Consider the following 24,589-nt stretch of genomic DNA (forward strand, 5'->3'; position numbering starts at 1 on the left):
CTGCGAAGGCCGCACCGATGGATCGTCTGTGGGCCGAGAACGACGATTCCCGGCTGACCGGCGACCCGTCGCTTGTCGTCGACGTCGCCGGGTTCGAAGGTCCGCTCGACCTCTTGCTGCATCTCGCCCGCAACCAAAAGGTCGATCTGTCGCGGATTTCCATCTTGGCGCTGGTCGAGCAATATCTGACCTTCGTCGAGACGGCGAGGGCGCTGAGGCTTGAGCTTGCCGCCGACTACCTGGTGATGGCGGCGTGGCTGGCCTTCCTGAAGTCGAAGCTCCTCATCCCCAAGCAGCCCGGCGAAGAAGGCGAAAGCGGCGAGGAACTGGCCGCGGTGCTGCAGTTCCGGCTGAAGCGTCTGGAGGCCATGCGCGACGCCTCGGCAAGGCTGGTCAACCGCAACCGGCTCGGCCGCGACGTGTTTGCACGCGGCATGCCTGAAATGGTCATCGTCGAGAAGCGTAACGCCTATTCGGCCTCGCTCTACGATTTGCTCACCGCCTATGCGCAGCAGCGCCAGAAACAGGCGATCACCAATGTGACGATTGCCCGGCGTGGCGTGTGGTCGCTCAAGGATGCGCGCGATATCCTGACCCGGCTCATCGGCTCGCTGCGCGACTGGACGGCGCTGGACAGCTATCTGATCAATTACCTGACCAGCCCGGACGAACGGCGTACCGCGATTGCCAGCTCGTTCGCGGCGTCGCTGGAACTGGTGCGCGAAGGCAGCATCGAGATGCGGCAGGACCAGGTGTTCGCGCCGCTCTATCTGCGCGGCCGCGCGCAGCCAATCAAGGCAGTCGAGGTGGCATCATGAGCGAACGCGCCAACGCTTCGGTCATTCCGTTCAAGGTCGAAGAAGAGACCGAGGAGGGCATTATCGCCCAGGACCCGACTGATACCCTGCTTCTGAATCCTGGCGAACGGCTGCATATGGCCGAAGCCATACGCATGGCCGAGGCGATCGTGTTCGCCAGCGCCGAGCCGGTCAGCGAAAAGCAGCTCGCAGCCAGATTGCCCGATGGCATCAGCATTGCCGCTGCCATGGCTGAGCTGCAGCAGATCTATGCGCGGCGCGGCGTCAATCTGGTTCGGGTCGGCGATGCCTGGGCTTTCCGTACCGCCGGCGATCTCGCCTTCCTGATGAGCCGCGACACGGTGCAGCAGCGCAAGCTGTCGCGCGCCGCGCTCGAAGTGCTGGCGATCATCGCCTACCACCAGCCGGTGACGCGCGCCGAGATCGAGGACATCAGAGGCGTCGAGACCTCGAAGGGCACGCTGGATACGCTGCTCGAAACGGAATGGGTGCGCATGCGCGGCCGCCGCCGCACGCCCGGCCGTCCCGTCACCTACGGCACGACAGACACTTTCCTCGACCATTTCGCACTGGAGGAGATCCGCGATCTTCCCGGGATGGACGAACTGAAGGGGGCAGGGCTGCTCTCCGGCCGCATGCCGTCGAATTTCGCCATCCCGTTGCCGCCGGCCGATCCGGACGCGCTGACCGAGGACGAGGATGCGTTGACCGACATCGATCTCGAGGAACTCGGCCTGCTGACGCCGCGCGTCACGGAAGATTGACCGCAAGCCGCTGTCAAAAAGCTGCATTGCTGCGGTAGATGCGCCGATTGGTAGCGGGCAGCTTTGCCGAAAATGCGTGACATAAGCCGCGCCTTCATAAACTTTGTCGCTGTTGTGTTTGAATCCCAACGCGAAAACGCATAGATCATCGCCAGGGAAAACATTCGAGAGAGAGTTACAATGGGTTCATTTTCGATTTGGCACTGGATGATCGTGCTGGTGATCGTGCTGCTGGTGTTCGGCCGCGGCAAGATACCCGAGCTGATGGGCGACATGGCGAAGGGCATCAAGAGCTTCAAGAAGGGCATGGCCGACGACGATACCGCCGAAGACAAGCGCACCGTCGAGCACCGCCCGGACGAGACCGTTTCGGCAGTGAAGGAAAAGGCCAGCAAGAGCTGAGCCCGAGGTTGTTGCTTTTGAGCAAGTCGTGTCCAAAAGCCGCTTCGCACTCTTGGGCGACAAGCACTAGTCGGAACTGATTGCCATGTTTGAAGTCGGCTGGACCGAAATGCTGGTGATCGCGATCGTCATGATCGTGGTCGTCGGACCCAAGGATTTGCCCAATATGCTGCGCACCTTCGGCCGCACGACGGCGAAGCTGCGTGCCATGGCCTCCGACTTCCAGAAGCAGTTCAACGAGGCGCTGAAGGAAGCCGAGCTCGACGACGTCAAGAAGTCGGTCGATACGCTGCGCGGCCTCAATCCGGCGGCCGAGATCCGCAAGCAGCTCAATCCGTTCGAACAGGCGGCAGCAGAGGTTCGCTCCGGCGTCGATGCGGTGATGAAGCCGAAGCCCGCCGTCGATCCCGCAACGCCCGCGGCAGAAACACCACAGGCGGCCGAGCCGCTCAAGAACGGCGCGACGGTGATGCCGGGTCTCAACGGACCGGAAACAGCGCCGGCGGCGCCGATCCTTCCGGCGATGACCGACGAGGCCGTGGTGACACCGGCTGCAGCAACAGCAGCGCCACGAAACGCGCGCGCCAAGGGGGCTGCGATATCAAAGGCCCCGGCAACCAAAACAACGGCAGCCAAGGCAGCACCGGCAAAGCCGGCGCCTGCGGCGAAGGTTGCGGCCAAGCCGTCAGCGGCGCCCGCCAAGGCTGCACCCGGAAAAGCCGCCACCAAGCCCGCTGCGGCACCGAAGGCAGTCGCAAAGGCTGAGCCGAAGCCTGCGCCGGCCACGAAGCCCGCGTCCAAGAAGACGGCGGGGGCCGCCAAGTGAGCATTACGGACAGCGAAAAGGACGAGATCGAGAAGTCGTCGGCTCCGCTGATGGAGCATCTGATCGAACTGCGCCGGCGGCTGATCTGGTCGATCGGCGGTTTCTTCGTCGCCTTCCTCGTCTGCTTCTTCTTTGCCAAGAAGCTGTTCAATCTTTTGGTCGTTCCGTTCAAGTGGGCCACGCAGTGGGCCGGGCTCGATCCGCACAAGGTCGAGCTGATCTATACGGCGCCGCAGGAATTCTTCTTCACCCAGGTCAAGCTCGCCATGTTCGGCGGCATGGTCATCGCCTTTCCGCTGATCGCCACGCAGATCTACAAATTCATCGCGCCAGGCCTCTACAAGAACGAACGCAACGCGTTCCTGCCGTTCCTTATCGCATCGCCGATCCTGTTCCTGATGGGAGCGTCGCTGGTCTATTTCTTCTTCACGCCGATGGTGATGTGGTTCTTCCTCGCCATGCAGCAGGCCGGCACCGACGACCAGGTGCAGATTTCGCTGCTGCCGAAAGTGTCGGAATATCTCAGCCTGATCATGACGCTGATCTTCTCCTTCGGCCTGGTGTTCCAGCTGCCGGTGGTGACCAGCCTGATGACGCGCGTCGGCATGCTGTCGTCGAAGGCGCTGGCCGAGAAGCGCAAATGGGCGATCGTCATCGCCTTCGTCGTCGCGGCGGTGCTGACGCCGCCTGATCCGATGAGCCAGATCGGTTTGGCCATCCCGACCATCCTGCTCTACGAGGTGTCGATCTGGGCGGCCCGGCTGATCGAGCGCGATCAGGTCAAGCAGAAGCTGGCGCGCGAGAAGCAGGAAGCCGCCGAAGCCGTGGCCGAAAAGGCGGCGGACGCGTCCTCAAAGCAGGCTCGTTCATAGGCTGTCGCGTTCGGGTATCCGCGTTAGCGGAAAAACGCGACAGCCGCTGACCCTCATCTTGCATCGATGAAGGATGCGGTTTACCCCCTCAGCCTTATTCTGAGGACGAACCAACCATGCTTGATATCAAATGGATTCGCGACAACCCGAAGGCCCTTGTCGAGGCGCTGGCCAAGCGCTCGTGGTCGGCTGACGAGGCGCAGTCCACGGTCGATGAGCTGATCAAGAAGGACGAAGCGCGGCGCGAGCACGTCACCGAGCTGCAGACCAAGCAGGAACGCCGCAACGCCGCCTCGAAGGAGATCGGCAACGCCATGCGTTCGGGCGACACGGCACTTGCCGAAAAGCTCAAGGCCGAAGTCGGCGATATCAAGACCTTCATCCAGAATGGCGAGGCGCGCGAGCGCGAGCTCGACAAGGCGCTGAACGATGCGCTGGCGGTGCTGCCGAATGTGCCGCTCGACGACGTGCCGGTCGGCAAGGACGAGCACGACAATGTCGTCAAGCATATCGTCGGCGAGGTGCCGACTCGGCCGAACTGGGTGAAGGAGCATTTCGAGATCGGCGAAGCGCTCGGCATGATGGATTTCGAGCGGGCGGCAAAGCTGTCGGGATCACGCTTCACCGTGCTGAAGAGCGGGCTGGCGCGGATGGAGCGCGCCATCGGCCAGTTCATGCTCGATCTGCACACGACCGAGCATGGCTATGAAGAAGTCATCCCGCCACTGATGGTGCGCGACGAAGTGCTTTTCGGGACCAACCAGCTGCCGAAATTCGAGGACGACCTGTTCTTCGTGCAGCATGGCGATGGCCGGCTCGGGTTGATTCCAACCGCCGAGGTCCCGCTCACCAACCTGGTGCGCGAAGAAATCACGGCCCATGAAAAGCTGCCGCTGCGCTATACGGCGCTGACGCCGTGCTTCCGCTCGGAAGCGGGCTCCGCCGGCCGCGACACGCGCGGTATGTTGCGCCAGCACCAGTTCTACAAGGTCGAGCTGGTCTCGGTCACCGACCAGGAGTCTTCGCTCGCCGAGCACGAGCGGATGACGCAGTGCGCCGAAGAGGTGCTGAAGCGACTGGAATTGCCGTTCCGCACCATGGTCCTGTGCACGGGCGACATGGGATTTGGCGCGCGCAAGACCTACGACATCGAGGTCTGGCTGCCGGGACAGAACGCCTATCGCGAGATCTCGTCCTGTTCAGTGTGCGGCGACTTCCAGGCCAGGCGCATGGATGCCCGCTACAAGGACAGGGACGGCAAGGGCAACCGCTTTGTGCACACGCTGAACGGTTCGGGCACCGCTGTCGGCCGTGCGCTGATTGCCGTCATCGAAAACTACCAGAATGAGGATGGCAGCGTAACCATTCCTGAAGTGCTGCGGCCTTATATGGGCGGTCTGGCGAAGATCGAATCGAAATAATGCGCATTCTTCTGACCAATGATGACGGCATCCATGCGGAGGGCCTCGCGTCGCTCGAACGCATCGCCCGCACGCTGTCGGACGATGTCTGGGTGGTGGCGCCGGAGCAGGACCAGTCCGGCTACGCGCATTCGCTGTCGATCTCGGAGCCGCTCCGGTTGCGCAAGATCGGCGAGAAACACTACGCCGTGCGCGGCACGCCGACCGACTGCGTCATCATGGGCGTCAAGAAGATCCTGCCAGGCGCGCCGGACCTGATCCTGTCGGGCGTCAATTCCGGCGCCAACATCGCCGACGACGTGACCTATTCCGGTACCGTCGCCGGCGCCATGGAAGGCGCGCTGCTCGGCATCCGCTCGATCGCACTCAGCCAGGGTTATTCCTATGTCGGCGAGGACCGCGTCGTTCCCTACGAGACCACCGAAGCGCTGGCGCCGGCGCTGCTGAAAAAGCTCGTCGCCATGCCGCTGCCGGACGGTGTGCTGCTCAACGTCAACTTTCCCAACTGTCTGCCTGACGAGGTCGCCGGCACCGTCGTGACGTCGCAAGGCAAGCTGGTGCACAGCCTGTGGGTCGACGAGCGCCGCGACGGGCGCGGCCTGCCTTATTACTGGCTGCGCTTCGGCCGCGAGCCGGTCGAGGGCAAGCAGGGCACCGATCTCCATGCTCTGCGCAACCGGCTCGTGTCTGTGACGCCGCTGCAGCTTGACCTCACCGCGCATGAAATCCGTGACCAACTGACCAAGGCGCTGTCTGAATAAGGTGTTCGCATGAAGAAGGTTCTGGCATGAACTTGCCGCTCGACGATCGCGAGGGTTTTGCCGCTTTCCTGCTGCGCCTGCGCGGCCAAGGCGCGGTGCCGAAGGCGCTGATCGCAGCCTTCGAGGCGACGCCGCGGCGCGGCTTCCTCAACGGCCAGTTCCATTCCATCGCCTGGTCGGACGGCATGCTGCCGATCGAATGCGGCGAGGCGATCGAGGGCGCCGATCTGCAGGCGGCGGTGATTGCGGCCCTGGCAATAGAGCCCGGCAACCGGGTGCTCGAGATCGGCACCGGCTCGGGCTACACGGCAGCGGTGATGTCGCGGCTCGCGGCTCGGATCGTCAGCGTCGACCGCTACAAGACGCTGGCCGAGCAGGCCAGGCAACGCTTCGAGGCGCTCGGCATCGGCAATGTCATCGTGCGCCAGGCCGATGGTTCCACCGGCCTTGCCAACGAAGCGCCGTTCGACCGCATCGTAGCCTGGGCGGCTTTCGACAGCCTGCCGCGCTTCCTGCTCGACCAATTGTCGAGCGGCGGCATCGTCATTGCCCCGATCGGGCCGGAGGAGGGCGAGCAGGTGCTGGCCAAGCTGACCAAGGTCGGCAGCCGCTTCGAGCGCGAGGATATCGGCACCGTGCGCCTGCAGCCGATCCTGCGCAGCGTTGCGGCGGTTATCTGAATTCTGCCTGTCACGCGCTTCGAAGGTAAGCCGAAGCCGATCGTTTCGTCATCCACGGGCGAAGCAAGGAGCGTAGCGACGCAGCGCAGACCCGAGGATCCATGCCGCGCCATCAAGGCGTAGCTACGGCGCAGAATTCTGCTCTGCTGCATTCTTCGGCCAATGTCACGGAATGGATCCCAGGGTCTCCGCGACGGCGCTTCGCGCCTGCTTCGCCCAGGGATGACGACGTTGGTGAAGGCGCCTTACAAAATGTTTTAAGAAAATTCGCGTCTGATTCTATGGGGTTAACCCGCCAGTAACATTAACGCGCTTTAATCATGACCAGTGTGTACCGGGTCTGCGGGTTAGTGCGATGCAATTCAGTGTTATGAAGGCAAACGGGCGTACTCTGTCGCGGGGCTGCGCTGTCCTCATGCTAGCCGGAATGGCAGCGGGGTGTAGCTCCCAGGTCTCGCGGTTCAACGGTGTCGACGACGTCTTCACCTCCTCGACCAACAATCAGCGCGCCATCATCGACAAGCAGAGCACCGCGCAGCCCTATCCGGGCGATGTGGCGCCCGAGCCGATCGCTGCAGCACCTGTCAATGGCAGCCATAACCAGTCGGTCAGCCGCTCCAGCCTGGAGCCGGTCACCGTCCAGCAGCTGCCGCCGCCAAGCGCGCCCAAAGCCGCTCCGATGCGCACCGCTTCCGCGCCTGCACTTGCGCCGGCACCGCATGTCGACAGGACGACCACCGGCACCGTGCAGCCGGCAAGGCCGTTCAAGAATGCCGGTGACTCCGATCCGAAACCAGTTGCCGCCGGCACGCCGCACGCCACGGAGATCGTCGTCAGGGACGGCGAGACCATTTCCGGCATCGCCCATCGCTATCACGTGCCGGCCGACGTCATCATGAAGGTCAACGGCTTGAGCGCCACCAAGGGGCTGAAGACCGGCCAGAAGCTGGTCATCCCGGCCTATGCCTATTCGAGCAAGGGGACCGAGCCGAAAGTTGCCGACGGCAAGCCGGCAAACAGCCCCAAGGCGCCGGCGCCGGAGAAGATCGCCGTACTGCCGCAGCAGCCGAAACTCAAGGACGGCAAGTCCGCCGCGCAGGTTGACGCTTCGGCAGCGAACAAGCCGAAGACCGACAAGCCGGCGCAGACTGCCTCGGCCGCGCCAAAAGCCGGCGCGGGCACCTACACGGTCCAGTCGGGCGATAGCCTGTCCTCCATCGCCAGGAAGACCGGCGTTGGCATCGTGGCGCTGAAGCAGGCCAACGGCATGCAGGACGGTCTGCTCAAGATCGGCCAGACGCTGAAGGTTCCCGCCGGTGGCACCGCAACGGTTGCAAGCGCCAAGCCGGCCAAAGTTGATCCGGTGACGACGGCCGCAACCCAGCCTGCGGCAAAGCCGACGGAGACGCTCGCCACCTACACGCCGCCGAAGAAGGATGCCAAGGTCATCCAGCAGGCCGAGGACGACGATGCTGTCGCGCCTGATGCCACCGGCATCGGCAAGATGCGTTGGCCGGTGCGTGGCCGCGTCATCTCCAATTTTGGTGGCGGCAAGGACGGTGTCGACATCGCCGTGCCTGAGGGAACGCCGGTCAAGGCGGCCGAGAATGGCGTGGTCATCTATGCCGGCGACGGCCTCAAGGAATTCGGCAACACGGTGCTGGTGCGCCACGAAAACGGGCTGGTCACCGTCTATGGCCACGCCAGTTCTATCGAGGTGCAGCGCGGCCAGAAGGTCAAGCGCGGCCAGGAAATCGCGTTGTCGGGCATGAGCGGCACCACCGACTCGCCGAAACTGCACTTCGAAGTGCGCAAGAACTCGGCCCCGGTCGACCCCTCTGGCTATCTCGAATAGAACAATAAACGTTTTGCAGGCCGTCTGACCTCCAGTCCGGCCCGCCGGCTCAGCCCGCTCCGCAAGGGGCGGGCTTTTTCAGTGACCTGACGCAAATCAATCAGTCGTTCAGCGGCTTGCCGAGCCGGCCGGCCAGATCCTGGGTGAACTGCCAGGCGACGCGGCCCGAGCGGCTGCCGCGCGTCGTTGCCCATTCCAGCGCCTCGGCGCGCAGCTGCTCCGGGTCGATAGTGAGCCCGTGATGGCTGGCATAGCTGTTGACCATGTCGAGATATTCGTCCTGCGAACATTTGTGGAAGCCGAGCCACAGGCCGAAACGGTCGGACAGCGAAACCTTTTCCTCGACCGCCTCGGACGGGTTGATGGCGGTCGAGCGCTCATTGTCGATCATGTCGCGCGGCAACAGGTGCCGGCGGTTCGACGTGGCGTAGAAGATGACATTGGCCGGGCGGCCCTCGACGCCGCCTTCAAGGGCTGCCTTCAGCGACTTGTAGGAGGTGTCGTCATGGTCGAAGGAGAGGTCGTCGCAAAACAGGATGAAGCGAAACGGCGCCGCCTTCAGCAGGCCCATCAGCCTGGGCAGCGTGTCGATATCCTCGCGATGGATCTCGATCAGCTTGAGCGGCAGGTCGGATTTGGCCTGGGCGTTGATCTGCGCATGCACGGCCTTGACCAGCGAGGATTTGCCCATGCCGCGCGCACCCCACAACAACACATTGTTGGCGGCATGGCCGGCGGCGAAGCGTTCCGTGTTTTCGACCAGAATGTCGCGCACGCGGTCGACGCCGCGGATCAGGCCGATGTCGACGCGGTTGACCTTGCGCACCGGCTCGAGATAGCCGGGGTCGGCCTGCCAGACGAAGCAATCGGCAACCGCAAGATCGGTTTGCGGCACCGGCGGCGGGGCGAGGCGGGTGACCGCCTCGATCAGGCGGTCGAGCTTTTGGTTCAGGGCCTCGATGGTGCTGTCGGTCATGTCTCGTCTTTTATGTTTCCGCACGAACGTGCGTAGGGGCCGAAATCGTCTTGATCCGGGCGAGATAGAAACTGGTTCCAAGCTTTTGTTTGGGCATGATCTTTTGCGAAAACCACGCCCGTATTCCGGGAGCATGCTCTAACACGGGTCAACCGGCCGGAAAAGCAGCTGAAAGCCCGGCCGCGCAGTTGCATTGGTAACTTTACCCACTATATTCCGGCCAAATTTGGCGAGGCCGCCCTACGGCCTTCTTCGTAACCAGGAGTTCTTGATGTTCGTCACACCGGCATACGCCCAAGCTACCGGAACTCCGCTTGGTCCGTTCGGGGATATCGGCATGATACTCCCGTTCGTTCTGATCTTCGTGATCATGTATTTCCTCATCATCCGGCCGCAGCGCGCCCAGTTGAAGAAGCGCCAGGAGATGATCTCGGCCGTGCGCCGTGGCGACACGGTCATCACCGGCGGCGGCTTCGTCGGCAAGGTGACCAAGGTGATCGACGACAATGAGCTTGAGATCGACCTTGGCGGCGGCACCAAGGTGACGGCGCTGCGCTCGACGATCGCCGATGTTCGGGTCAAGGGCGAGCCGGTGGCCAACCAGAACGCCAAGAAGTAAGCCAGTTTCCCAAGCGGAGCGATCCGCGGGCAGAGCTCTGACAAAAGACGGCGTATGGTCCATTTTTCGCGCCTGAAAATGATCCTGATCTGGCTTGCTATGGCCACAATGCTCGTCGACGCGCCCAGTCTTCACGCTGCCGGCGCGGACGTGCTGCTTCGATTGGACGCGACCGATGTGATCGATCGCCGGTTGGAGGCGACGCGTGACGAAATCAGGACGCTGCTGCGCGATGCAAGGATCGGCTATACTGGTCTTGCTAAGTCGGGTCGGGCCGTTCAGGTGCATATCACCGACGCCGCTCAGGTCGGCGCGGCCAAGATGGCATTGGAGGCGGTGACTGATCCTGTCCTTGGCAGCGCTGGTCCGGTCCAGGAAGTGATCCTGGATGATACCGGAGCAGCGTTGCTCAAGTTCACGGTAACAGACACAGGTATCAAGTATCGGATGTCGATCGCGCTTGCGCAGTCGATCGTGGTCATTAAGAATCGCCTGCGTGATCTTGGTGTAGCCGACCCAGTAGTGCGGCCAGAGGGCGAAGACGGTATGCTGGTCCGGACCTCGGGCGTTGCGGATTTGCAAAGGCTGAGGAGAATTCTCACCCGAACCGGAATGCTGACTTTTCAGTGGGTTGATGAGTCGATGCCGGTCGCTGATGCGATCAATGGCCGGACGCCCGCTGGCTCGGTGGTGGTTTATTCGAAGGACGATCCACCGGTTCCCTATCTGGTTGAGAGCCGAACGATCGTTTCCAGTGACGACATTGTCAATGCTCAGGCGACTCCCAACTCCGTCACAAATGAGCCGGCGGTTTCGTTCACCTTCGATTCCAGGGCAACGGCACGCGTTGCGCAGGCGACCTCGCAGAATGTCGGCAAGCTATTTGCGATGATCCTCGACAACCAAGTGCTTTCGGTGCCAGTCGTCCGCGAGCCAATTCTTAACGGCCGCGGCCAGATATCGGGCAACCTTACAAAGGAGAACGCCGATGATCTGGCCTTGCTTTTGCGTTCCGGACCGATGCCTGCACAATTGAAAATAGTCGAGTAGCGCACGATAGCGCCCGGCTGTGATCAGAATTAGAATGGAACCGACAGAGGCGATTGACGCCGAAACCGCTGCCGGCGGCAGCGCCAAATTGACCTCAGCGCGCTCGACAATCGGCGAAGTGCGGGTTAAGGGCGAGCCGGTGGCAAATAAGAACGCCAAGAAATAACCGAATTGTCGGCGGAACGATCCGCCAGTACGCCCTGACGGACAACGCCATATGCTGTATTTTTCGCGCCTGAAGATGATCCTGATCTGGATCGCCGTGGCCGTCACATTCATCCTTGCCGCGCCAAATCTCTTCCCGGCCAGCACATTGGCGCAATTGCCCAACTGGGTGCCGAAGCGGCAGATGACGCTTGGTCTCGATCTGCAGGGCGGTTCGCACATCCTCTTGCAGATGGACCAGAACGACCTGGTCAAGGCGCAGCTGGAAACGACGCGCGACGAGATCCGCACGCTGCTGCGCGATGCCAAGGTGGGCTATACCGGCCTTGGCGGCACCGGCAGGACCGTACAAGTGCGCATCACCGATCCAACCCAGATCGATGCCGCCAAGGCGGCGCTTAAGCCGCTGACCGATCCGGTCGCCGCCGGCCTGTTCACCGGTGGCTCCATCCAGGAGATGTCCCTGGATGATTCCGAAGCCGGGCTGCTCAAATTCACCGTCACCGACGCCGGCATCAAATACCGCACCTCGGCCGCATTGGCGCAGTCGATCGAAGTCGTCGAGCGTCGCGTCAACGAACTCGGCACCACCGAGCCGATCGTGCAGCGGCAGGGCGACGACCGTGTACTCGTCCAGGTGCCGGGCCTGCAGGATCCGCAAAGGCTGAAGGAGATCATCGGCCAGACCGCCAAGATGACCTTCCAGATGGTCGATACCTCGATGTCGGTGCAGGATGCGCTGAACGGCCGCCCGCCGGCAGGCTCCTCGGTGCTTTATTCGCAGGACGATCCGCCGGTTCCGTATCTGGTGGAAAATCGCGTCATCGTGTCCGGTGAAGATCTTGCCAAGGCGACGGCAACCTATGATTCCCGAAACAACGAGCCGGTGGTTTCGTTCGTCTTCAACTCGCGCGGTGCGACACGATTCGGCCAGGCGACGCAGCAGAATGTCGGCAAGCCGTTCGCCATCATCCTCGACAATCAGGTGATTTCGGCGCCGGTGATCCGCGAACCGATCCTCGGCGGCAGCGGCCAGATCTCAGGCAATTTCACCGCCGAAAGCGCCAACGACCTCGCCGTGCTGCTGCGCGCCGGCGCGCTGCCGGCAAAGCTGACCGTGATCGAAGAACGCACCGTCGGCCCGGGCCTCGGCCAGGATTCGATCCATGCCGGCAAGGTCGCCGGCATCATCGGCTCCATTCTCGTCGTCGCCTTCATGTTCGTCGCCTACGGACTTCTCGGCTTCCTCGCCAACATTGCGCTCGCCGTGCACGTGGCGATGATCGTCGGGGTCTTGTCGCTGCTTGGCGCGACACTGACCTTGCCCGGCATTGCCGGTATCGTGCTGACCATCGGCATGGCGGTCGATTCCAACGTGCTGATCTATGAGCGTATCCGAGAGGAGCGACGGGCCGGCCGTTCGGTCATCCAGTCGATCGACACAGGCTTCACCAAGGCGTTGGCGACCATCGTGGATTCCAACGTGACGTCGCTGATTGCCACGGTCGTGCTGTTCTATCTCGGCACCGGACCGGTCAAGGGCTTCGCCATCACCTATGCCATCGGCATTTTGACCACGGTGTTCACCGCCTTCACCTTCACCCGTCTGCTGGTGTCGATCTGGCTGCGCCGTGCGCGTCCGAAGGAATTGCCGCGTGCGCCGGTGACCTTCGTTCCGGCCGGCACGAAAATCCCGTTCATGGGCATCCGCCGCTGGACGTTCGCACTGTCCAGCCTGCTGTCGATCGCGTCGGTTATCGGATTCCTGACCATCGACATCAACTACGGCATCGACTTCAAGGGCGGCTCGATCATCGAGGTGCAGTCCAAGCAAGGCGACGCCGATATTGGCGATATCAGAAGCCGGCTGTCGGAGCTCAATATCGGTGAAGTGCAGGTCCAGCAATTCGGCGCGCCGAATGACGTGCTGATCCGCGTTGGCACCCAGGATGGCGGTGAGAACGCCGAGCAGACCGTCATCGACAAGGTGCGCGGCGAGCTGCAGGACAATTACGATTTCCGCCGCGTCGAGGTGGTGGGTCCCACCGTTTCGGGCGAACTGGCCAAGCAAGGCACGATTGCGATGATCATCGCGCTGATCGGCATCCTGGTCTATGTCTGGTTCCGCTTCGAATGGCAGTTCGCGGTCGGCGCAATCGTGGCGACGGTGCACGATGTGGTGATGACGCTGGGCTTCTTCGTCATCACCGGGCTCGAGTTCAACCAGTCTTCGCTGGCGGCGATCCTGACCATTATCGGCTATTCGCTCAACGACACGATCGTCGTCTATGACCGTGTTCGAGAAGATTTGCGAAAATACAAACGAATGCCGCTCCCACAATTGTTGAACAACGCCATCAACGAGACGCTGTCGAGAACGACGCTGACTTCGGTGACGACCATCCTGGCGCTGCTGGCGCTCGTGTTGTTCGGCGGCGAGGTGATCCGCTCGTTCACCATGGCGATGCTGTTCGGCGTCGTCTTCGGCACCTATTCGTCGATCTTCATCGCAGCGCCCTTGCTGATCCTGTTCAGGCTCAGGCCGCAGGGAGCGAGCGCCGATGAGGAGAAGCCGGTTGGTGGCGGCAAGGCCATGGCGACCTGACGGCTGCGCTGGTGGCAAAAGGCATCGTCATCCGCGAGGCGCATTTCCCCGGACGGGCGCCGATCGAAGCCTACGGCAATGGCGGCTTCCGCTTCGCCGACATGTCGCATCGCGGCTCGCTTCTTTGCCTGCCCTCCGGCATCCATGGCTGGGAGCCGGCCGATCCGCTGGCCCTGACGGCGGCGGATTTCGACCTGCTGCTGGCTGAGGCCGGCAAGGTCGAGATCCTGCTGGTCGGTACAGGCAAGGATTTGCGGCCCTTGCCGACAGCACTTCGGGCGGCGCTGAAAGCGGCTGGCATTGGCTCCGACCCGATGTCTACGGGGGCAGCGGTGCGGACCTACAATGTTCTGCTTGCCGAAGACCGCGCCGTGGCCGCGGCGCTCATCGCCGTCGACTGACGTGACCGATACAGCTGACATCGTCATGGAGACGGTGCGCGCCGGCGACCATGACCGCTATGTCAGCGCACTCTATGCACCGGCCAATAAGCGCGCGGCGCTGTTTTCGCTTTACGCCTTCAATGCCGAGATTGCGTCTGTCCGAGACCGCATCCACGAGGCATTGCCGGGCGAAGTGAGGCTGCAATGGTGGCGCGATGTCATCGCTGCTGAAGCCGCAGCCACAGGCAACCCGCTCGCCGATGCGCTGAAGGCGACGATTTCTGCCCATGGCCTGCCCAAAACCGCCTTCGACAACATGCTCGAGGCCCGCATCTTCGACCTCTATGACGATCCGATGCCGTCGCGCACCGATCTCGAGGGATATTGCGGCGAGACGGCGGCCGCGCTGATCCAGCTGGCGGCGATGGTGCTCGATCCCAATCAGGCGCCGCGCTTTGCCGAACTGGCGGGCAGGGCCGGCTGCGCCCAGGCGATGACCGGCCTGTTGCTGCTGTTGCCGCTGCATCGCCGGCGCGGGCAATGCTTCGTGCCGGCGGATATCCTTGCCGCGGTAGGCTCATCGCCGGAAGAGTTCGTCGGCGGCGACGGCGGCCCCGGCGCTCAGCGCGCGGTGGCTGCGATGATTGCATTGGCGCAGGAGCATCTCCGCGCTTTCGAGCAAGGGGCGTCCGCACTTCCGGAAACGCTGCGTCCGGCGTTCCTGCCGCTGGCGCTGACCAGCGCCTATCTCGGCAAGATGGCGAGTGGTCGTCGCTCGCCGCTTGGCGGCGCAGCCCGGCTTTCGGCTCTGCGTCGGCATTGGCTGTTGCTCAGGCGCGCAACGCGGGGATGGACAGCGAGTTGACGTAAACGTCAATCGCGTTAGGACTCTGAGACTTGGCTATTCAGCAGCTTCCGCTGTTTGCGCCGGCAGCCCTAGCCACTCCCGACAATCTGCCCGCGCGCGTGAGGTGATCGCGTGGCGCTTGGCCACCGTCTTGTCCTTGCCGCGCAGGCGTTTGCCTTCGGTCTTCGGTGCTTCCACCGGCGGGAACAGGCCGAAATTGACGTTCATCGGCTGGAACGAGCGTTTGCCCGGCTCGTCGTCGGAGACGATGTGGCCGCCGGTGATGTGGTTGAGCAGCGCGCCGAAGGCGGTGGTGAGCGGTGGCAGCGACGGGGTGTGGCCGAGCCGCTCGGCGGCGGCGAAGCGGCCGGCGAGCAGGCCGATCGCCGCGCTCTCGACATAGCCCTCGCAGCCGGTGATCTGCCCGGCAAAGCGCAGGCCCGGCCGCGACTTCAGCTGCAGCGAGGCGTCGAGCAAGGTCGGCGAGTTGATGTAGGTGTTGCGGTGCAGGCCGCCGAGACGGGCGAACTCGGCGTTTTCCAGACCCGGAATGGTGCGGAACACGAGCACCTGCTCGGCATGCTTCAGCTTCGTCTGGAAACCGACCATGTTGTAGAGCGTGCCCAGCGCATTGTCCTGGCGCAGCTGCACCACGGCATAGGCTTTTACCGTCGGATTGTGGACATTGGTCAGCCCCATCGGCTTCATCGGCCCGTAGCGCAGCGTCTCGACGCCGCGCTCGGCCATGATCTCGATCGGCAGGCAGCCGTCGAAATAGGGCGTGCCTTCCCACTGCTTGAATTCGGTCTTCTGGCCGTCGACCAGCGCCTGTACGAAGGCGAGATACTGGTCCTTGTCCATCGGGCAATTGATGTAGTCCTTGCCGGTGCCGCCGGGCCCAACCTTGTCATAGCGCGACTGGAACCAGCAGGTGTCCATGTCGATCGTGTCGAAATGGATGATCGGGGCAATCGCGTCGAAGAAGGCCAGCGCATCGGCGCCGGTTGCCTCGGCAATCGACTGGGCGAGCGACGGCGCGGTCAGCGGTCCCGTGGCGATGATCGCCTGGTCCCACTCCGCCGGCGGCAGGCCCGGCACTTCCTCGCGCTCGATGGTGATCAGCGGGTGCGCTTCGAGCCTTTTCGTCACCGCGTCGGAGAAGCCGTCGCGATCGACGGCCAGCGCGCCGCCGGCCGGCACCTGGTTGGCGTCGCCGGCACTCATGATCAGCGAGCCGGCCAGCCGCATTTCGGCATGCAGCAGGCCGACGGCGTTGTTCTCGGCATCGTCGGAGCGGAAGGAATTGGAACAGACAAGTTCGGCAAGCCCATCGGTCTTGTGCGCATCGGTGCCGCGCACCGGGCGCATCTCATGCAAAATGACGGGAACACCGGCTTGTGCTGCCTGCCATGCGGCTTCGGAGCCGGCGAGGCCGCCGCCGACGATGTGGATAGGATTTTTGCTCATGAGCGCCGGAATAATCGCTTGGCGCGCCGTTTGCAATTGGCCGGTGCGAGCGTGGGTCATTGTCGTGCAACGACGGAGCTCGACTTTCTTATGTCCGCGGCGACGCTCTGATGGCGGCGTAAAGCGCCTCGATCGACTGCATGCGCAATTGAAAAGCCTGCCCAAAAACAACAACACCCGCCGCGGGAGGAGGTGCGGCGGGTGTCGTTTTTGGGGCCGATCCTCGGGAGGAGGTGGGGATCGGCCGTATTCGTCATCGCCGGGGAGGAGGTCGGCTTTGACGAAATTCTTTTCGCCGGATCGAGGGAGGCGAAATCCCTGGAAGGCGAACTGCGTTCACTTTGGAGACGAACTGCGTTCGGTTTGGAAACAGCGCCCGCCGCGGGAGGAGGTGCGGCGGGCGCCGTTTTGGTGGTCAACCCTCGGGAGGAGGTGAAGGCTGACCGTATCCGTCAGGGTCGGGGAGGAGGTCGACCCTGGCGAAATTCTGGCTAGATCGTCGCCCTGCGGGCGATGATCTTGATCTCGTCACGGACGATGCCGAGATCATGGAGCTGACGGTTCGAAAGGCGACCCAGCTCGGTAACGGTGTCGCGGTAAACGCGCCAGTTACGATAGTTGCGGATCAGGTTCATTGTCGTTCTCTTTTTCAAAACTGGTTCGGACCATTTGCGATCCGAAGAGGATTAGACCGCCTTGCGGGCGACGTAGTGGATGTCGCTGCGGCTGATGCCGAGGTCGGTCAGTTCACGGTTCGAAAGGCGGCTCAGCTCGGAGACGGTGTCCCGGTAGCGGCGCCAGTTGCGGTAGTTGCGGATCAGGTTCATGGTAGTGCTCGTTTCGTCTTTCTTCGGATCGTTCCGTTTGTGTACGAACAGTAAATAGGCTGGGTAATATCGATTTAAAAGTGCTGTTGGCGCATGGCAGCAATGCAAATTGTGCAATGCAACATTAACGCGCGTTCACGGCTTCGTCATGAAGAAACCCGAATCGGAAAATGACGTTGCGTCAACGATTTGGGCGGATCGGCTGTCAGAAAGACCAAGCTGGGGGAGAAGCGGCATGGCGAGTTATTCGTCACGGGCGAGGGCCGATATCGGGCGGTGGCTGCAGGCCGGCCTGATCGATGCCAAGACGGCCGATGCGCTTAAGCGCGACATCGACGCAAACGAGCGCAAATCGCTGAGCTTCGGCACTATATTGGCCATGATGGCAGCGCTGCTGTTCGGCGCCGCGATCCTGCTCTTCGTCGCCGCCAACTGGGACGCGATCCCGCGGCTGGTGCGGGTCGCGGCGCTGTTTGCCGTCATTCTCGCCGGCTATGTCGGCGGCGCGGTGTTGAAGATGCGCGACCATGCGGCGATCGGCGAGGCGCTGTGGATCGTGGCCGCCGCGGCCTTCGGCGGATCGATCGCGCTGATCGGCCAGATGTACCATCTCACGGGTGACGAAGCCTCGGCCATCGTCACCTGGGGCATCGGCACGGCATTAGCCGCGGTGGCGTTGCGCTCGAACCCGCTGACGGTCGCTGCCGTCGGCATATCCGTTGCCTGGCTGTTCGTGCGCGCGTTCGACTTTTATGACCGCCCCGTATTTCCGGATTTCTTCGTTATCATGGCGCCGGTGCTTTTTGTCGTCTCGTTGTGGACGCGCAGCCAGCCGGCACGCCACCTGATCATTGTCTCGGTCATTTTCTATATTGCGGTGCGCGGCCTGGACCAGAACACGCTCGCCCTGGCTATTCCTCTCGTCGTGGTGTCGGCGCTGCTGTTTGCGGTTTCGATCTTCGCCGCTGGGCCGGCCGACCGGATCTTGCAGCTCGGCGGGCGGTTGCCTTTGCACGCCTTGATCGGCTTTCTCACCGGGCTGGCGATGATGCAGATCGAACTGGGCGATGACAACGCCTTCAGCAACGGCTTTGCCATTGCGTCGGTCATCGCACTGGCCGGCATTGCCGCGGCGATCATGCTGGGCGGGCGCGAGAGCAGGGGGCTGCGCTGGGTTGCCTATGCCGGCTTTGCCTTCGAACTTGCCATTATCTATGTCGTGACCTTGCAGACGATGCTCGGCACGGCCGGCTTCTTCCTGGCTGCCGCAGTGCTGTTCGGCATCCTGGCTCTCGTCATCATCCGTGTGGAAAAACGCATGAAGGCCCCGGAAGGAGCGGCAGCATGATGTCGGGAAAGAAACTTGTCATCTCGGCGCTGGTCCTGGCGCTCGTCCAGATCGGCTTCCTGAGCTGGATCATCGCCGGCCGCGCGGCGATCCTGCGCAACGGCAAGGAGGTCTTGCTGAAAGTCGAGCCGGTCGATCCGCGCGATCTGCTGCGCGGCGACTATATTATCCTCGGCTATGAAATATCGCGCTTGCCGGTGAAGCTGATCGCCAACATCCCGGCCGGCCAGCTCGTGAGCGAGAACACGCCGATCGTGGTCCGGCTGAAGCCGGGTGCCGACGGCTATTGGCATGCGACCACGGCCTGGTTCGGCAAGGCTCCGACGCCGGCGACCGCCGACGAAGCCGATATTGTCGGCCAGGTCGCGCCGGGCTGGACGCTTGATCCTGAATCCACGATCGCACCGCAATACGGCATCGACCGCTTCTACCTACCTGAGGGCCAGGGCATGGCGATCCAGAACGACATGCGGGTGCGGCCATTCGGCGTGCGCATCGCGCTCGCCGCCAGTGGCCAGGCACAGATCAAGGCGCTGATGGACGGCGACAAGACATTGTTTGAGGAACCGCTCTACTAGAAGACATTACCCAGGGCATGGATTTCGGCAACGATCGATCGCTTCGCCCTCATGCAAACCAGACGGGCGAAGACAATGCCGATTACGGTGACGACGCGCGAAGATATCAATCTCGATGCCGTTTTGCGCGTCGCCTGGAGAAACGACACGGTCGAAATCGGCGACAAGGCCTTGCAACGCATTGCCGAATGCCGCGCCTCGTTCCTGAAACTCATTGAGTCCGATCCGCCGCCGGTCATCTACGGCGTCACCACCGCGATGGGCGAGCTGGCAAGCCGCAAGCTCGAACTTGACGAGCGCGACCGCCATGCGCGCATCAAGGCTTTTGCCGCCGCCACATCGTTCGGTGAGCCATTGCCTGAGCGCGTCGTAAGGGCGATCGTGTTGGCGCAGCTGACCAACTTTATCGAAGGCAATGCCGCGACCACGCCGCGCATCGCACGGGCGGTCGCGGCGATGCTCGACGGCGGCCCGATGCCGGTGGTGCCGTCGCAATGGCAGGGTGGCGCCGGCGAGATCCTGGCGCTCTATCCGCTGGTTGCTGCGCTTACCGCCAGCCTTGAGCTTGAGGTGAAGGAGCGCGGTTCGCTGATCAACGGCTCGCCCTGCGCGGCGGCACTGGTGGCGGACGCAGCACTTGCCGCACGCCGTCGCCTCGCCATGGCGCACAAGGTGTTTGCGCTGTCGATCGAAGCCTTTCGTGCGCCGCTCGAGCATTATGATGCCGCGCTCGACGGGCTGTGGGGCGACGCGCACGAAGCGGCCGCCTTGCAAGGGTTGCGGCAATACCTGGTTGGCGCCGGCGACGGCCGGCGCAACTATCAGGCGCCGGTCAGCTACCGCATCGTGCCGCGCGTGCTCGGCCATGCGCATCGGGCGCTGGCGGGCGCCGAGCAGGCGGCGACCGTGTCGCTGGCCTCGATCTCGGACAATCCGGTCTATATCCCGCCCGACGATGCGCATCCGCTGGGACGCTGCATCTCCACGGGCGGCTACCACAATGCCATGGCGACACCGGCATTGGACGATCTGGCGGCGATCTGGGCCGATCTCTGCCTGCTTTGCGACCGCCACGCCTCAAAGCTGCTGAACGGCAAGGTGTCGCTGCTGCCCGATCTGTTGATGACCGGGCGGCATTGGGCCGACAGCGATGGCCATGGCAATGTCGGCTATGTCCCGATGGCGATCACCGGCTATCTCGAACAGGCCAAGCTCGCGGCGCAGCGCACCTTCATTCCGGGCACCGAATCGGCCGGCGCCGGCCAGGACGACGTCGCCACCACCGCATTCTTCGCCTGGACCAAGGAAGCGACGGCCGGCCGCTGCCTCGATGCGGCAATGGCGATGCTGGCCATGATCGCCTCGCAGGCCCTGTACGTGACTGAACGCGCCGCGCCGCCGGCATTGCAGGATTTTGTCGCGGATATCAGGAAGATCGTGCCGCCGGTCGACGCCGACCGGGTGCTGGGTCCGGAGCTGGCGAAATTGGCGGAGTGGTTTACCGGTCAAGTGTTTGAAGTGTAGGCCGTCGCCGCCAGTCCTCCTACGCCACGGCTTCGGAGGACACCCTTCGCTTTATCAAGCTCCTGGGTGGCCTGCCACCCGAAGCTCGATAGAGCGAAGGGTGGTGCGGATGAAGGGACTCGAACCCCCACGCCTTTCGGCACTGGAACCTAAATCCAGGGCGTCTACCAGTTCCGCCACATCCGCATTTGTCGGCAATCCCATGTAGCCATCATTCTGTCAATGTCGGGGCGAAAATGTCTGCCGTTGGGGCGGTCATTCGCTGCAACGCGAAGATGGTTGAAAATTGGCCTCGCCTGTGACAAAAGGCGTGTCAAATGTGACGGGACGCGCCGATCCGCTTCTGCAGAATGTGATAAGAAGTAGGAAAAACAAGAACTTATTCACATCTTGGAACGCAGTTTGGAACAATTTGAGCCGTAATTTCGGTCAAATCGCCAGGTTCCGTACCAAAAGCCATTCCCGGCAAGATTGTACCGGCAGGCTGTGAACGGCAAGACGCCGTGGCAGCCTCTTTGGTGAAGATAAAGGTTTTACGATGCAGGTCACCGAAACGCTCAACTCCGGTCTCAAGCGCGAGATCAAGATCACCGTGCCGGCCGGTGATATGGAAGCCAAGCTGATGGCGCGGCTGTCCGACGCCAGGAACAAGGTCCGCATCAACGGCTTCCGTCCCGGCAAGGTGCCTGTGCAGCATTTGCGCAAGGTCTACGGCAAGTCGTTCATGGCCGAAGTGGTCAACGAAATCCTCAACGATTCGACCCGTTCGATCATCACGGGGCGCGGCGAAAAGGCCGCCATGCAGCCTGAAGTGATCATGACGGAAGACGAGAAAGAGGCCGAGAAGATCCTGGCCGGCGGCGCCGACTTCGAATTCCGCCTCAACTACGAGGTCATCCCGGCGATCGAGATCAAGGATTTCTCCGACATCAAGGTGACGCGCCAGGTATTCGAAGTGCCGGACAGCGAGATCGACGAGCAGGTCCAGCGCGTTGCCGAATCGGCGCGAAGCTTCGAGCCGAAGACCGGCAAGGCCGCCGAAGGCGATCGCGTTTCGATCGACTATGTCGGCAAGATCGACGGCGAGGCCTTTTCCGGCGGCGCCGGCACCGACCAGCCGCTGGTTCTGGGGTCCAAGGAATTCATTCCGGGCTTCGAGGACCAACTGATCGGCGCCAAGGCCGGCGACGAGAAGCAGGTCACCGTCACTTTCCCGGAAAACTACCAGGCAGCGCATCTGGCCGGCAAGGAAGCCACCTTCGACGTCACCGTCAAGGAAGTGTCCAAGCCCGGCGCGCTGGAAATCAACGACGAAATGGCCAAGAACCTCGGCTTGGAATCGCTGGAGCGCCTGCGCGACGTGGTGCGCGGCCAGATCGAGAACCAGTTCGGTTCGATGACCCGCCAGAAGGTCAAGCGCCAGCTGCTCGACCAGCTTGACGCGGCCTATTCGTTCGAGGCGCCGTCGAAGCTCGTCGATGCCGAGTTCAACAACATCTGGACCCAGGTCAACCGCGATCTCGAAGCCGCCGGCCGTACCTTCGCCGACGAGGAGACGACGGAAGAAGAGGCACGCGCCGAATATCTGCGGCTTGCCGAGCGCCGCGTGCGTCTCGGCCTGGTTTTGGCCGAGATCGGCGAGAAGGCCGGCGTCACCGTTTCCGACGAGGAACTGCAGCGCGGCCTGTTCGAGCAGGTGCGCCGCTACCCGGCCAACCAGCAGCAGGAAGCCTTCGAGTTCTATCGCAGCAATCCGGAAGCCCTGAACACGCTGCGCGCGCCGATGTTCGAGGAGAAGGTCGTCGACCATCTGCTCAGCCAGATCTCTGTCACCGACGTCAAGGTCAGCAAGGAAGAGCTGATGGCTGACGACGAAGAGGGCGATGCCGCCAAGGCCAAGCCGGCGAAGAAGGCCGCTGCCAAGAAGGCCGACAAGGCTGAAAAGGCCGACGACGCGGAAGAGCCGAAGAAGAAGGCAGCCCCGAAGAAGAAGGCCGCCAAGGACGCCGAATAAGCGCCTGACGACAAGATCAGAAAAGGCCGCCCTCGAGGCGGCCTTTTTCGTTGTGGCGGATGTGCCTTGAGCCACCGCAGCCCACCTGAACCTTTGTACGGTCGACCTGTTCTACCTACCGGCCAGATTCTGTGGTACACAAGTGCCGCAATTCCATCTGGGGAGGAGCGGAGAATCTATTCTGCCGTGCAGGGCGCATGCTGGTGCTACCGGCATGTGCAGACCGTCTCAGGCAAATTTGACGATCAGGGAGGAATGCCATGCGCTTGGTTGCGTTTTTCGCCGTCGTTTCCGTTGCAACTTTCATCGCCAATCCATCGCGGGCACAGGACGCCGCGGCGGGCGAGAAGGTCTTCACCAAATGCAAGGTCTGCCACGTCGCAGACCAAGACACCAACAAGATAGGCCCTTCGTTGCATGGCGTTATCGGCCGGACGGCCGGCACGCATCCGGATTTTAAATATTCCGAAGCCATGATCGCGGCCGGCACATCCGGCGTCAAATGGGATGAGCCGACACTGACGACGTATCTTCACGACCCCAAGGCAATGGTCAAAGGGACGAAGATGGCGTTTCCCGGCCTCAAGAAGGACGAGGACGTCGCCAACGTCATCGCCTATCTGAAGCAATTTTCCCCGTAACCTGGCTCTTCGGCCGGCCAGAGCGTTTCACCGTTTCACGGAAACGGCGATCCGCTCGATCTCTTTGTTCTTACGCAATTCCGGGCGGAACCCCATACACTTTCCTGGAATTGCTCTAGGCTGCCCGGTTTCCATCGATGGTCGTCTCAAATGTCGGTCAAGGAAAGCCTCAAGGATACCGGCGTCCGCCTCTCGGAAGCGACGGCCAGTGATTTCTTTGCGCTCTTGAAGCCTCGGGTCATGGCCCTTGCCGTGTTTACCGCCTTCGTCGGTCTGATGGTGGCGCCCGGCGCGATGAACCCGGTCATCGCCGTGATCGCCATAGGTGCGATTGCGGTTGGAGCGGGAGCGGCCGGCGCGCTCAACATGTGGTACGACGCCGACATCGACGCGCTGATGTCGCGCACGTCAAAGCGGCCGGTTCCGTCGGGCCGCGTCACGGCCGGCGAAGCGCTCGGCTTCGGCCTGGTGCTTTCCGCACTTTCGGTCATGACGCTCGGCGTGCTGGTGGGCTGGCTTGCCGCGTCACTGCTGGCCTTCACAATCTTTTTCTACGTCGTCATCTATACGATGTGGCTGAAGCGCTCGACGCCGCAGAACATCGTCATCGGCGGCGCAGCGGGTGCCCTTCCTCCGATGATCGGCTGGGCGGCGGCCACCGGCGCCATCGGCATTGAAAGCCTGATCCTGTTCCTGATCATTTTCCTGTGGACGCCGCCGCATTTCTGGGCGCTCGCACTGTTCAAGGCCGGCGACTATGCCGCTGCCGGCATCCCGATGATGCCGAACGTGGCCGGCCAGGCCTCGACCAGAAGGCAGATCTTCGCCTATTCACTGCTTCTGGCACCGATCGGAGTGCTGCCCTGGGCGTTCGAATTTACGAGCGGGGTCTATGGGATTGTTTCGGCTGCGTTGGGCGCGGGTTTCATGTGGCATGCCTGGAACGCCCTGGTCATCCTCGACAAGGAGATGAAGCCGGCCAAGGCGCTGTTTGCCTATTCGATCTTCTATCTTTTCGCGATCTTTGCCGTGCTGCTTGCCGATACCATCGCGATGCGCGCGTTCATGTCAGCCGGAGGGTGACGGCATGACGCTGTGTTCGGAAACTTCGCCTTCCGGGAGCCTTTTGTAAGAACGGGCGACAAG

General features: G+C 62.6%; 24 protein-coding genes and 1 tRNA gene. 20 read left to right on the forward strand and 5 right to left on the reverse strand.

Going from position 1 to position 24,589, the window contains the following annotated elements:
* The first annotated feature begins 17 nt into the window (after window positions 1-17).
* The 9 genes from NKJ75_RS09930 to NKJ75_RS09970 all read left to right on the forward strand — a co-directional run bounded on the left by NKJ75_RS09930 (window position 18) and on the right by NKJ75_RS09970 (window position 8,399).
* Entirely contained in the window at window positions 18-818 is an 801-nt protein-coding gene (locus NKJ75_RS09930; RefSeq protein ID WP_352499670.1) for a segregation and condensation protein A, read from the forward strand.
* Entirely contained in the window at window positions 815-1,582 is a 768-nt protein-coding gene (gene scpB, locus NKJ75_RS09935) for an SMC-Scp complex subunit ScpB (RefSeq protein WP_023667689.1), read from the forward strand. The genes NKJ75_RS09930 and scpB overlap by 4 nt, the downstream gene beginning before the upstream one ends.
* Window positions 1,583-1,762: 180 nt before the next feature.
* Window positions 1,763-1,984, forward strand: coding sequence for a twin-arginine translocase TatA/TatE family subunit (locus tag NKJ75_RS09940; RefSeq protein ID WP_023681650.1), 222 nt, complete (start codon window positions 1,763-1,765; stop codon window positions 1,982-1,984).
* A gap of 85 nt (window positions 1,985-2,069) precedes the next feature.
* A complete protein-coding gene (tatB, locus tag NKJ75_RS09945) occupies window positions 2,070-2,810 on the forward strand; it encodes a Sec-independent protein translocase protein TatB (RefSeq protein WP_023825718.1) in 741 nt (246 codons plus the stop codon).
* Window positions 2,807-3,682: a twin-arginine translocase subunit TatC gene (gene tatC, locus NKJ75_RS09950; RefSeq protein WP_023667686.1), complete on the forward strand. Its 876-nt coding sequence runs from the start codon at window positions 2,807-2,809 to the stop codon at window positions 3,680-3,682. Before tatB ends, tatC begins: the two co-directional genes overlap by 4 nt.
* Window positions 3,683-3,798: 116 nt before the next feature.
* Window positions 3,799-5,103 (forward strand): serine--tRNA ligase, encoded by a 1,305-nt coding sequence (gene serS / locus NKJ75_RS09955; RefSeq protein WP_023825717.1) that lies wholly within the window; start codon window positions 3,799-3,801, stop codon window positions 5,101-5,103.
* On the forward strand, window positions 5,103-5,864 hold the full coding sequence (gene surE / locus NKJ75_RS09960; protein ID WP_023710683.1) for a 5'/3'-nucleotidase SurE: 762 nt from the start codon (window positions 5,103-5,105) through the stop codon (window positions 5,862-5,864). Before serS ends, surE begins: the two co-directional genes overlap by 1 nt.
* A gap of 26 nt (window positions 5,865-5,890) precedes the next feature.
* A complete protein-coding gene (locus tag NKJ75_RS09965) occupies window positions 5,891-6,544 on the forward strand; it encodes a protein-L-isoaspartate(D-aspartate) O-methyltransferase (RefSeq protein WP_023681647.1) in 654 nt (217 codons plus the stop codon).
* Window positions 6,545-6,899: 355 nt separating this feature from the next.
* Window positions 6,900-8,399 carry a peptidoglycan DD-metalloendopeptidase family protein gene (locus tag NKJ75_RS09970; protein WP_352499615.1) on the forward strand — a complete coding sequence of 500 codons (1,500 nt, stop codon included), beginning with the start codon at window positions 6,900-6,902 and terminating at the stop codon, window positions 8,397-8,399.
* 100 nt (window positions 8,400-8,499) lie between these two features.
* Here NKJ75_RS09970 and NKJ75_RS09975 read toward each other — a convergent pair whose 3' ends face one another.
* Entirely contained in the window at window positions 8,500-9,375 is an 876-nt protein-coding gene (locus NKJ75_RS09975; protein ID WP_023688224.1) for an ATP-binding protein, read from the reverse strand.
* 271 nt (window positions 9,376-9,646) lie between these two features.
* Here NKJ75_RS09975 and yajC point away from each other — a divergent pair, with 271 nt between their 5' ends.
* From yajC to NKJ75_RS10000, 5 genes are all read left to right on the forward strand, one after another.
* Window positions 9,647-9,994 carry a preprotein translocase subunit YajC gene (yajC, locus tag NKJ75_RS09980; protein ID WP_023667680.1) on the forward strand — a complete coding sequence of 116 codons (348 nt, stop codon included), beginning with the start codon at window positions 9,647-9,649 and terminating at the stop codon, window positions 9,992-9,994.
* A 54-nt stretch (window positions 9,995-10,048) separates the two neighbouring features.
* Window positions 10,049-11,044 carry a SecDF P1 head subdomain-containing protein gene (locus tag NKJ75_RS09985; RefSeq protein ID WP_023688225.1) on the forward strand — a complete coding sequence of 332 codons (996 nt, stop codon included), beginning with the start codon at window positions 10,049-10,051 and terminating at the stop codon, window positions 11,042-11,044.
* Between the two features lie 217 nt (window positions 11,045-11,261).
* Window positions 11,262-13,814, forward strand: coding sequence for a protein translocase subunit SecDF (secDF, locus tag NKJ75_RS09990; RefSeq protein ID WP_023667677.1), 2,553 nt, complete (start codon window positions 11,262-11,264; stop codon window positions 13,812-13,814).
* An 11-nt stretch (window positions 13,815-13,825) separates the two neighbouring features.
* Window positions 13,826-14,215, forward strand: a complete 390-nt coding sequence (locus tag NKJ75_RS09995) for an Mth938-like domain-containing protein (RefSeq protein ID WP_023688226.1) — start codon at window positions 13,826-13,828, stop codon at window positions 14,213-14,215.
* Between the two features lie 25 nt (window positions 14,216-14,240).
* Window positions 14,241-15,062 (forward strand): phytoene/squalene synthase family protein, encoded by an 822-nt coding sequence (locus NKJ75_RS10000; protein ID WP_023833787.1) that lies wholly within the window; start codon window positions 14,241-14,243, stop codon window positions 15,060-15,062.
* Between the two features lie 36 nt (window positions 15,063-15,098).
* Here NKJ75_RS10000 and trmFO read toward each other — a convergent pair whose 3' ends face one another.
* From trmFO to NKJ75_RS10015, 3 genes are all read right to left on the reverse strand, one after another.
* On the reverse strand, window positions 15,099-16,511 hold the full coding sequence (gene trmFO, locus NKJ75_RS10005; RefSeq protein WP_023833786.1) for a methylenetetrahydrofolate--tRNA-(uracil(54)-C(5))-methyltransferase (FADH(2)-oxidizing) TrmFO: 1,413 nt from the start codon (window positions 16,509-16,511) through the stop codon (window positions 15,099-15,101).
* Between the two features lie 491 nt (window positions 16,512-17,002).
* Window positions 17,003-17,146 (reverse strand): DUF1127 domain-containing protein, encoded by a 144-nt coding sequence (locus NKJ75_RS10010; protein WP_023667673.1) that lies wholly within the window; start codon window positions 17,144-17,146, stop codon window positions 17,003-17,005.
* Between the two features lie 51 nt (window positions 17,147-17,197).
* The gene (locus NKJ75_RS10015; RefSeq protein ID WP_006335194.1) at window positions 17,198-17,338 is read right to left on the reverse strand and encodes a DUF1127 domain-containing protein; all 141 of its coding nucleotides are present in this window, start codon (window positions 17,336-17,338) and stop codon (window positions 17,198-17,200) included.
* A 235-nt stretch (window positions 17,339-17,573) separates the two neighbouring features.
* Here NKJ75_RS10015 and NKJ75_RS10020 point away from each other — a divergent pair, with 235 nt between their 5' ends.
* The 3 genes from NKJ75_RS10020 to NKJ75_RS10030 all read left to right on the forward strand — a co-directional run bounded on the left by NKJ75_RS10020 (window position 17,574) and on the right by NKJ75_RS10030 (window position 20,788).
* Window positions 17,574-18,686, forward strand: coding sequence for a DUF2157 domain-containing protein (locus NKJ75_RS10020; RefSeq protein ID WP_023833785.1), 1,113 nt, complete (start codon window positions 17,574-17,576; stop codon window positions 18,684-18,686).
* Window positions 18,683-19,264 carry a GDYXXLXY domain-containing protein gene (locus NKJ75_RS10025; RefSeq protein ID WP_023697610.1) on the forward strand — a complete coding sequence of 194 codons (582 nt, stop codon included), beginning with the start codon at window positions 18,683-18,685 and terminating at the stop codon, window positions 19,262-19,264. The genes NKJ75_RS10020 and NKJ75_RS10025 overlap by 4 nt, the downstream gene beginning before the upstream one ends.
* A gap of 75 nt (window positions 19,265-19,339) precedes the next feature.
* Complete coding sequence (locus NKJ75_RS10030) at window positions 19,340-20,788, forward strand: aromatic amino acid lyase (protein ID WP_023833784.1); 1,449 nt, start codon at window positions 19,340-19,342, stop codon at window positions 20,786-20,788.
* 101 nt (window positions 20,789-20,889) lie between these two features.
* Here the strand turns inward: NKJ75_RS10030 and NKJ75_RS10035 are convergent.
* Window positions 20,890-20,974, reverse strand: a tRNA-Leu gene (locus NKJ75_RS10035).
* A gap of 352 nt (window positions 20,975-21,326) precedes the next feature.
* Here NKJ75_RS10035 and tig point away from each other — a divergent pair.
* The 3 genes from tig (at window position 21,327) to NKJ75_RS10050 (ending at window position 24,526) form a co-directional block, all read left to right on the forward strand.
* On the forward strand, window positions 21,327-22,802 hold the full coding sequence (gene tig, locus NKJ75_RS10040; RefSeq protein WP_023825709.1) for a trigger factor: 1,476 nt from the start codon (window positions 21,327-21,329) through the stop codon (window positions 22,800-22,802).
* A gap of 260 nt (window positions 22,803-23,062) precedes the next feature.
* Complete coding sequence (locus NKJ75_RS10045) at window positions 23,063-23,443, forward strand: c-type cytochrome (RefSeq protein WP_023667668.1); 381 nt, start codon at window positions 23,063-23,065, stop codon at window positions 23,441-23,443.
* A 150-nt stretch (window positions 23,444-23,593) separates the two neighbouring features.
* Window positions 23,594-24,526, forward strand: coding sequence for a heme o synthase (locus NKJ75_RS10050; RefSeq protein WP_023710678.1), 933 nt, complete (start codon window positions 23,594-23,596; stop codon window positions 24,524-24,526).
* Window positions 24,527-24,589: the final 63 nt, after the last annotated feature.

The sequence above is a fragment of the Mesorhizobium sp. M0058 genome (assembly GCF_040323095.1).
In the GTDB taxonomy this organism is placed as follows: Bacteria; Pseudomonadota; Alphaproteobacteria; order Rhizobiales; family Rhizobiaceae; genus Mesorhizobium.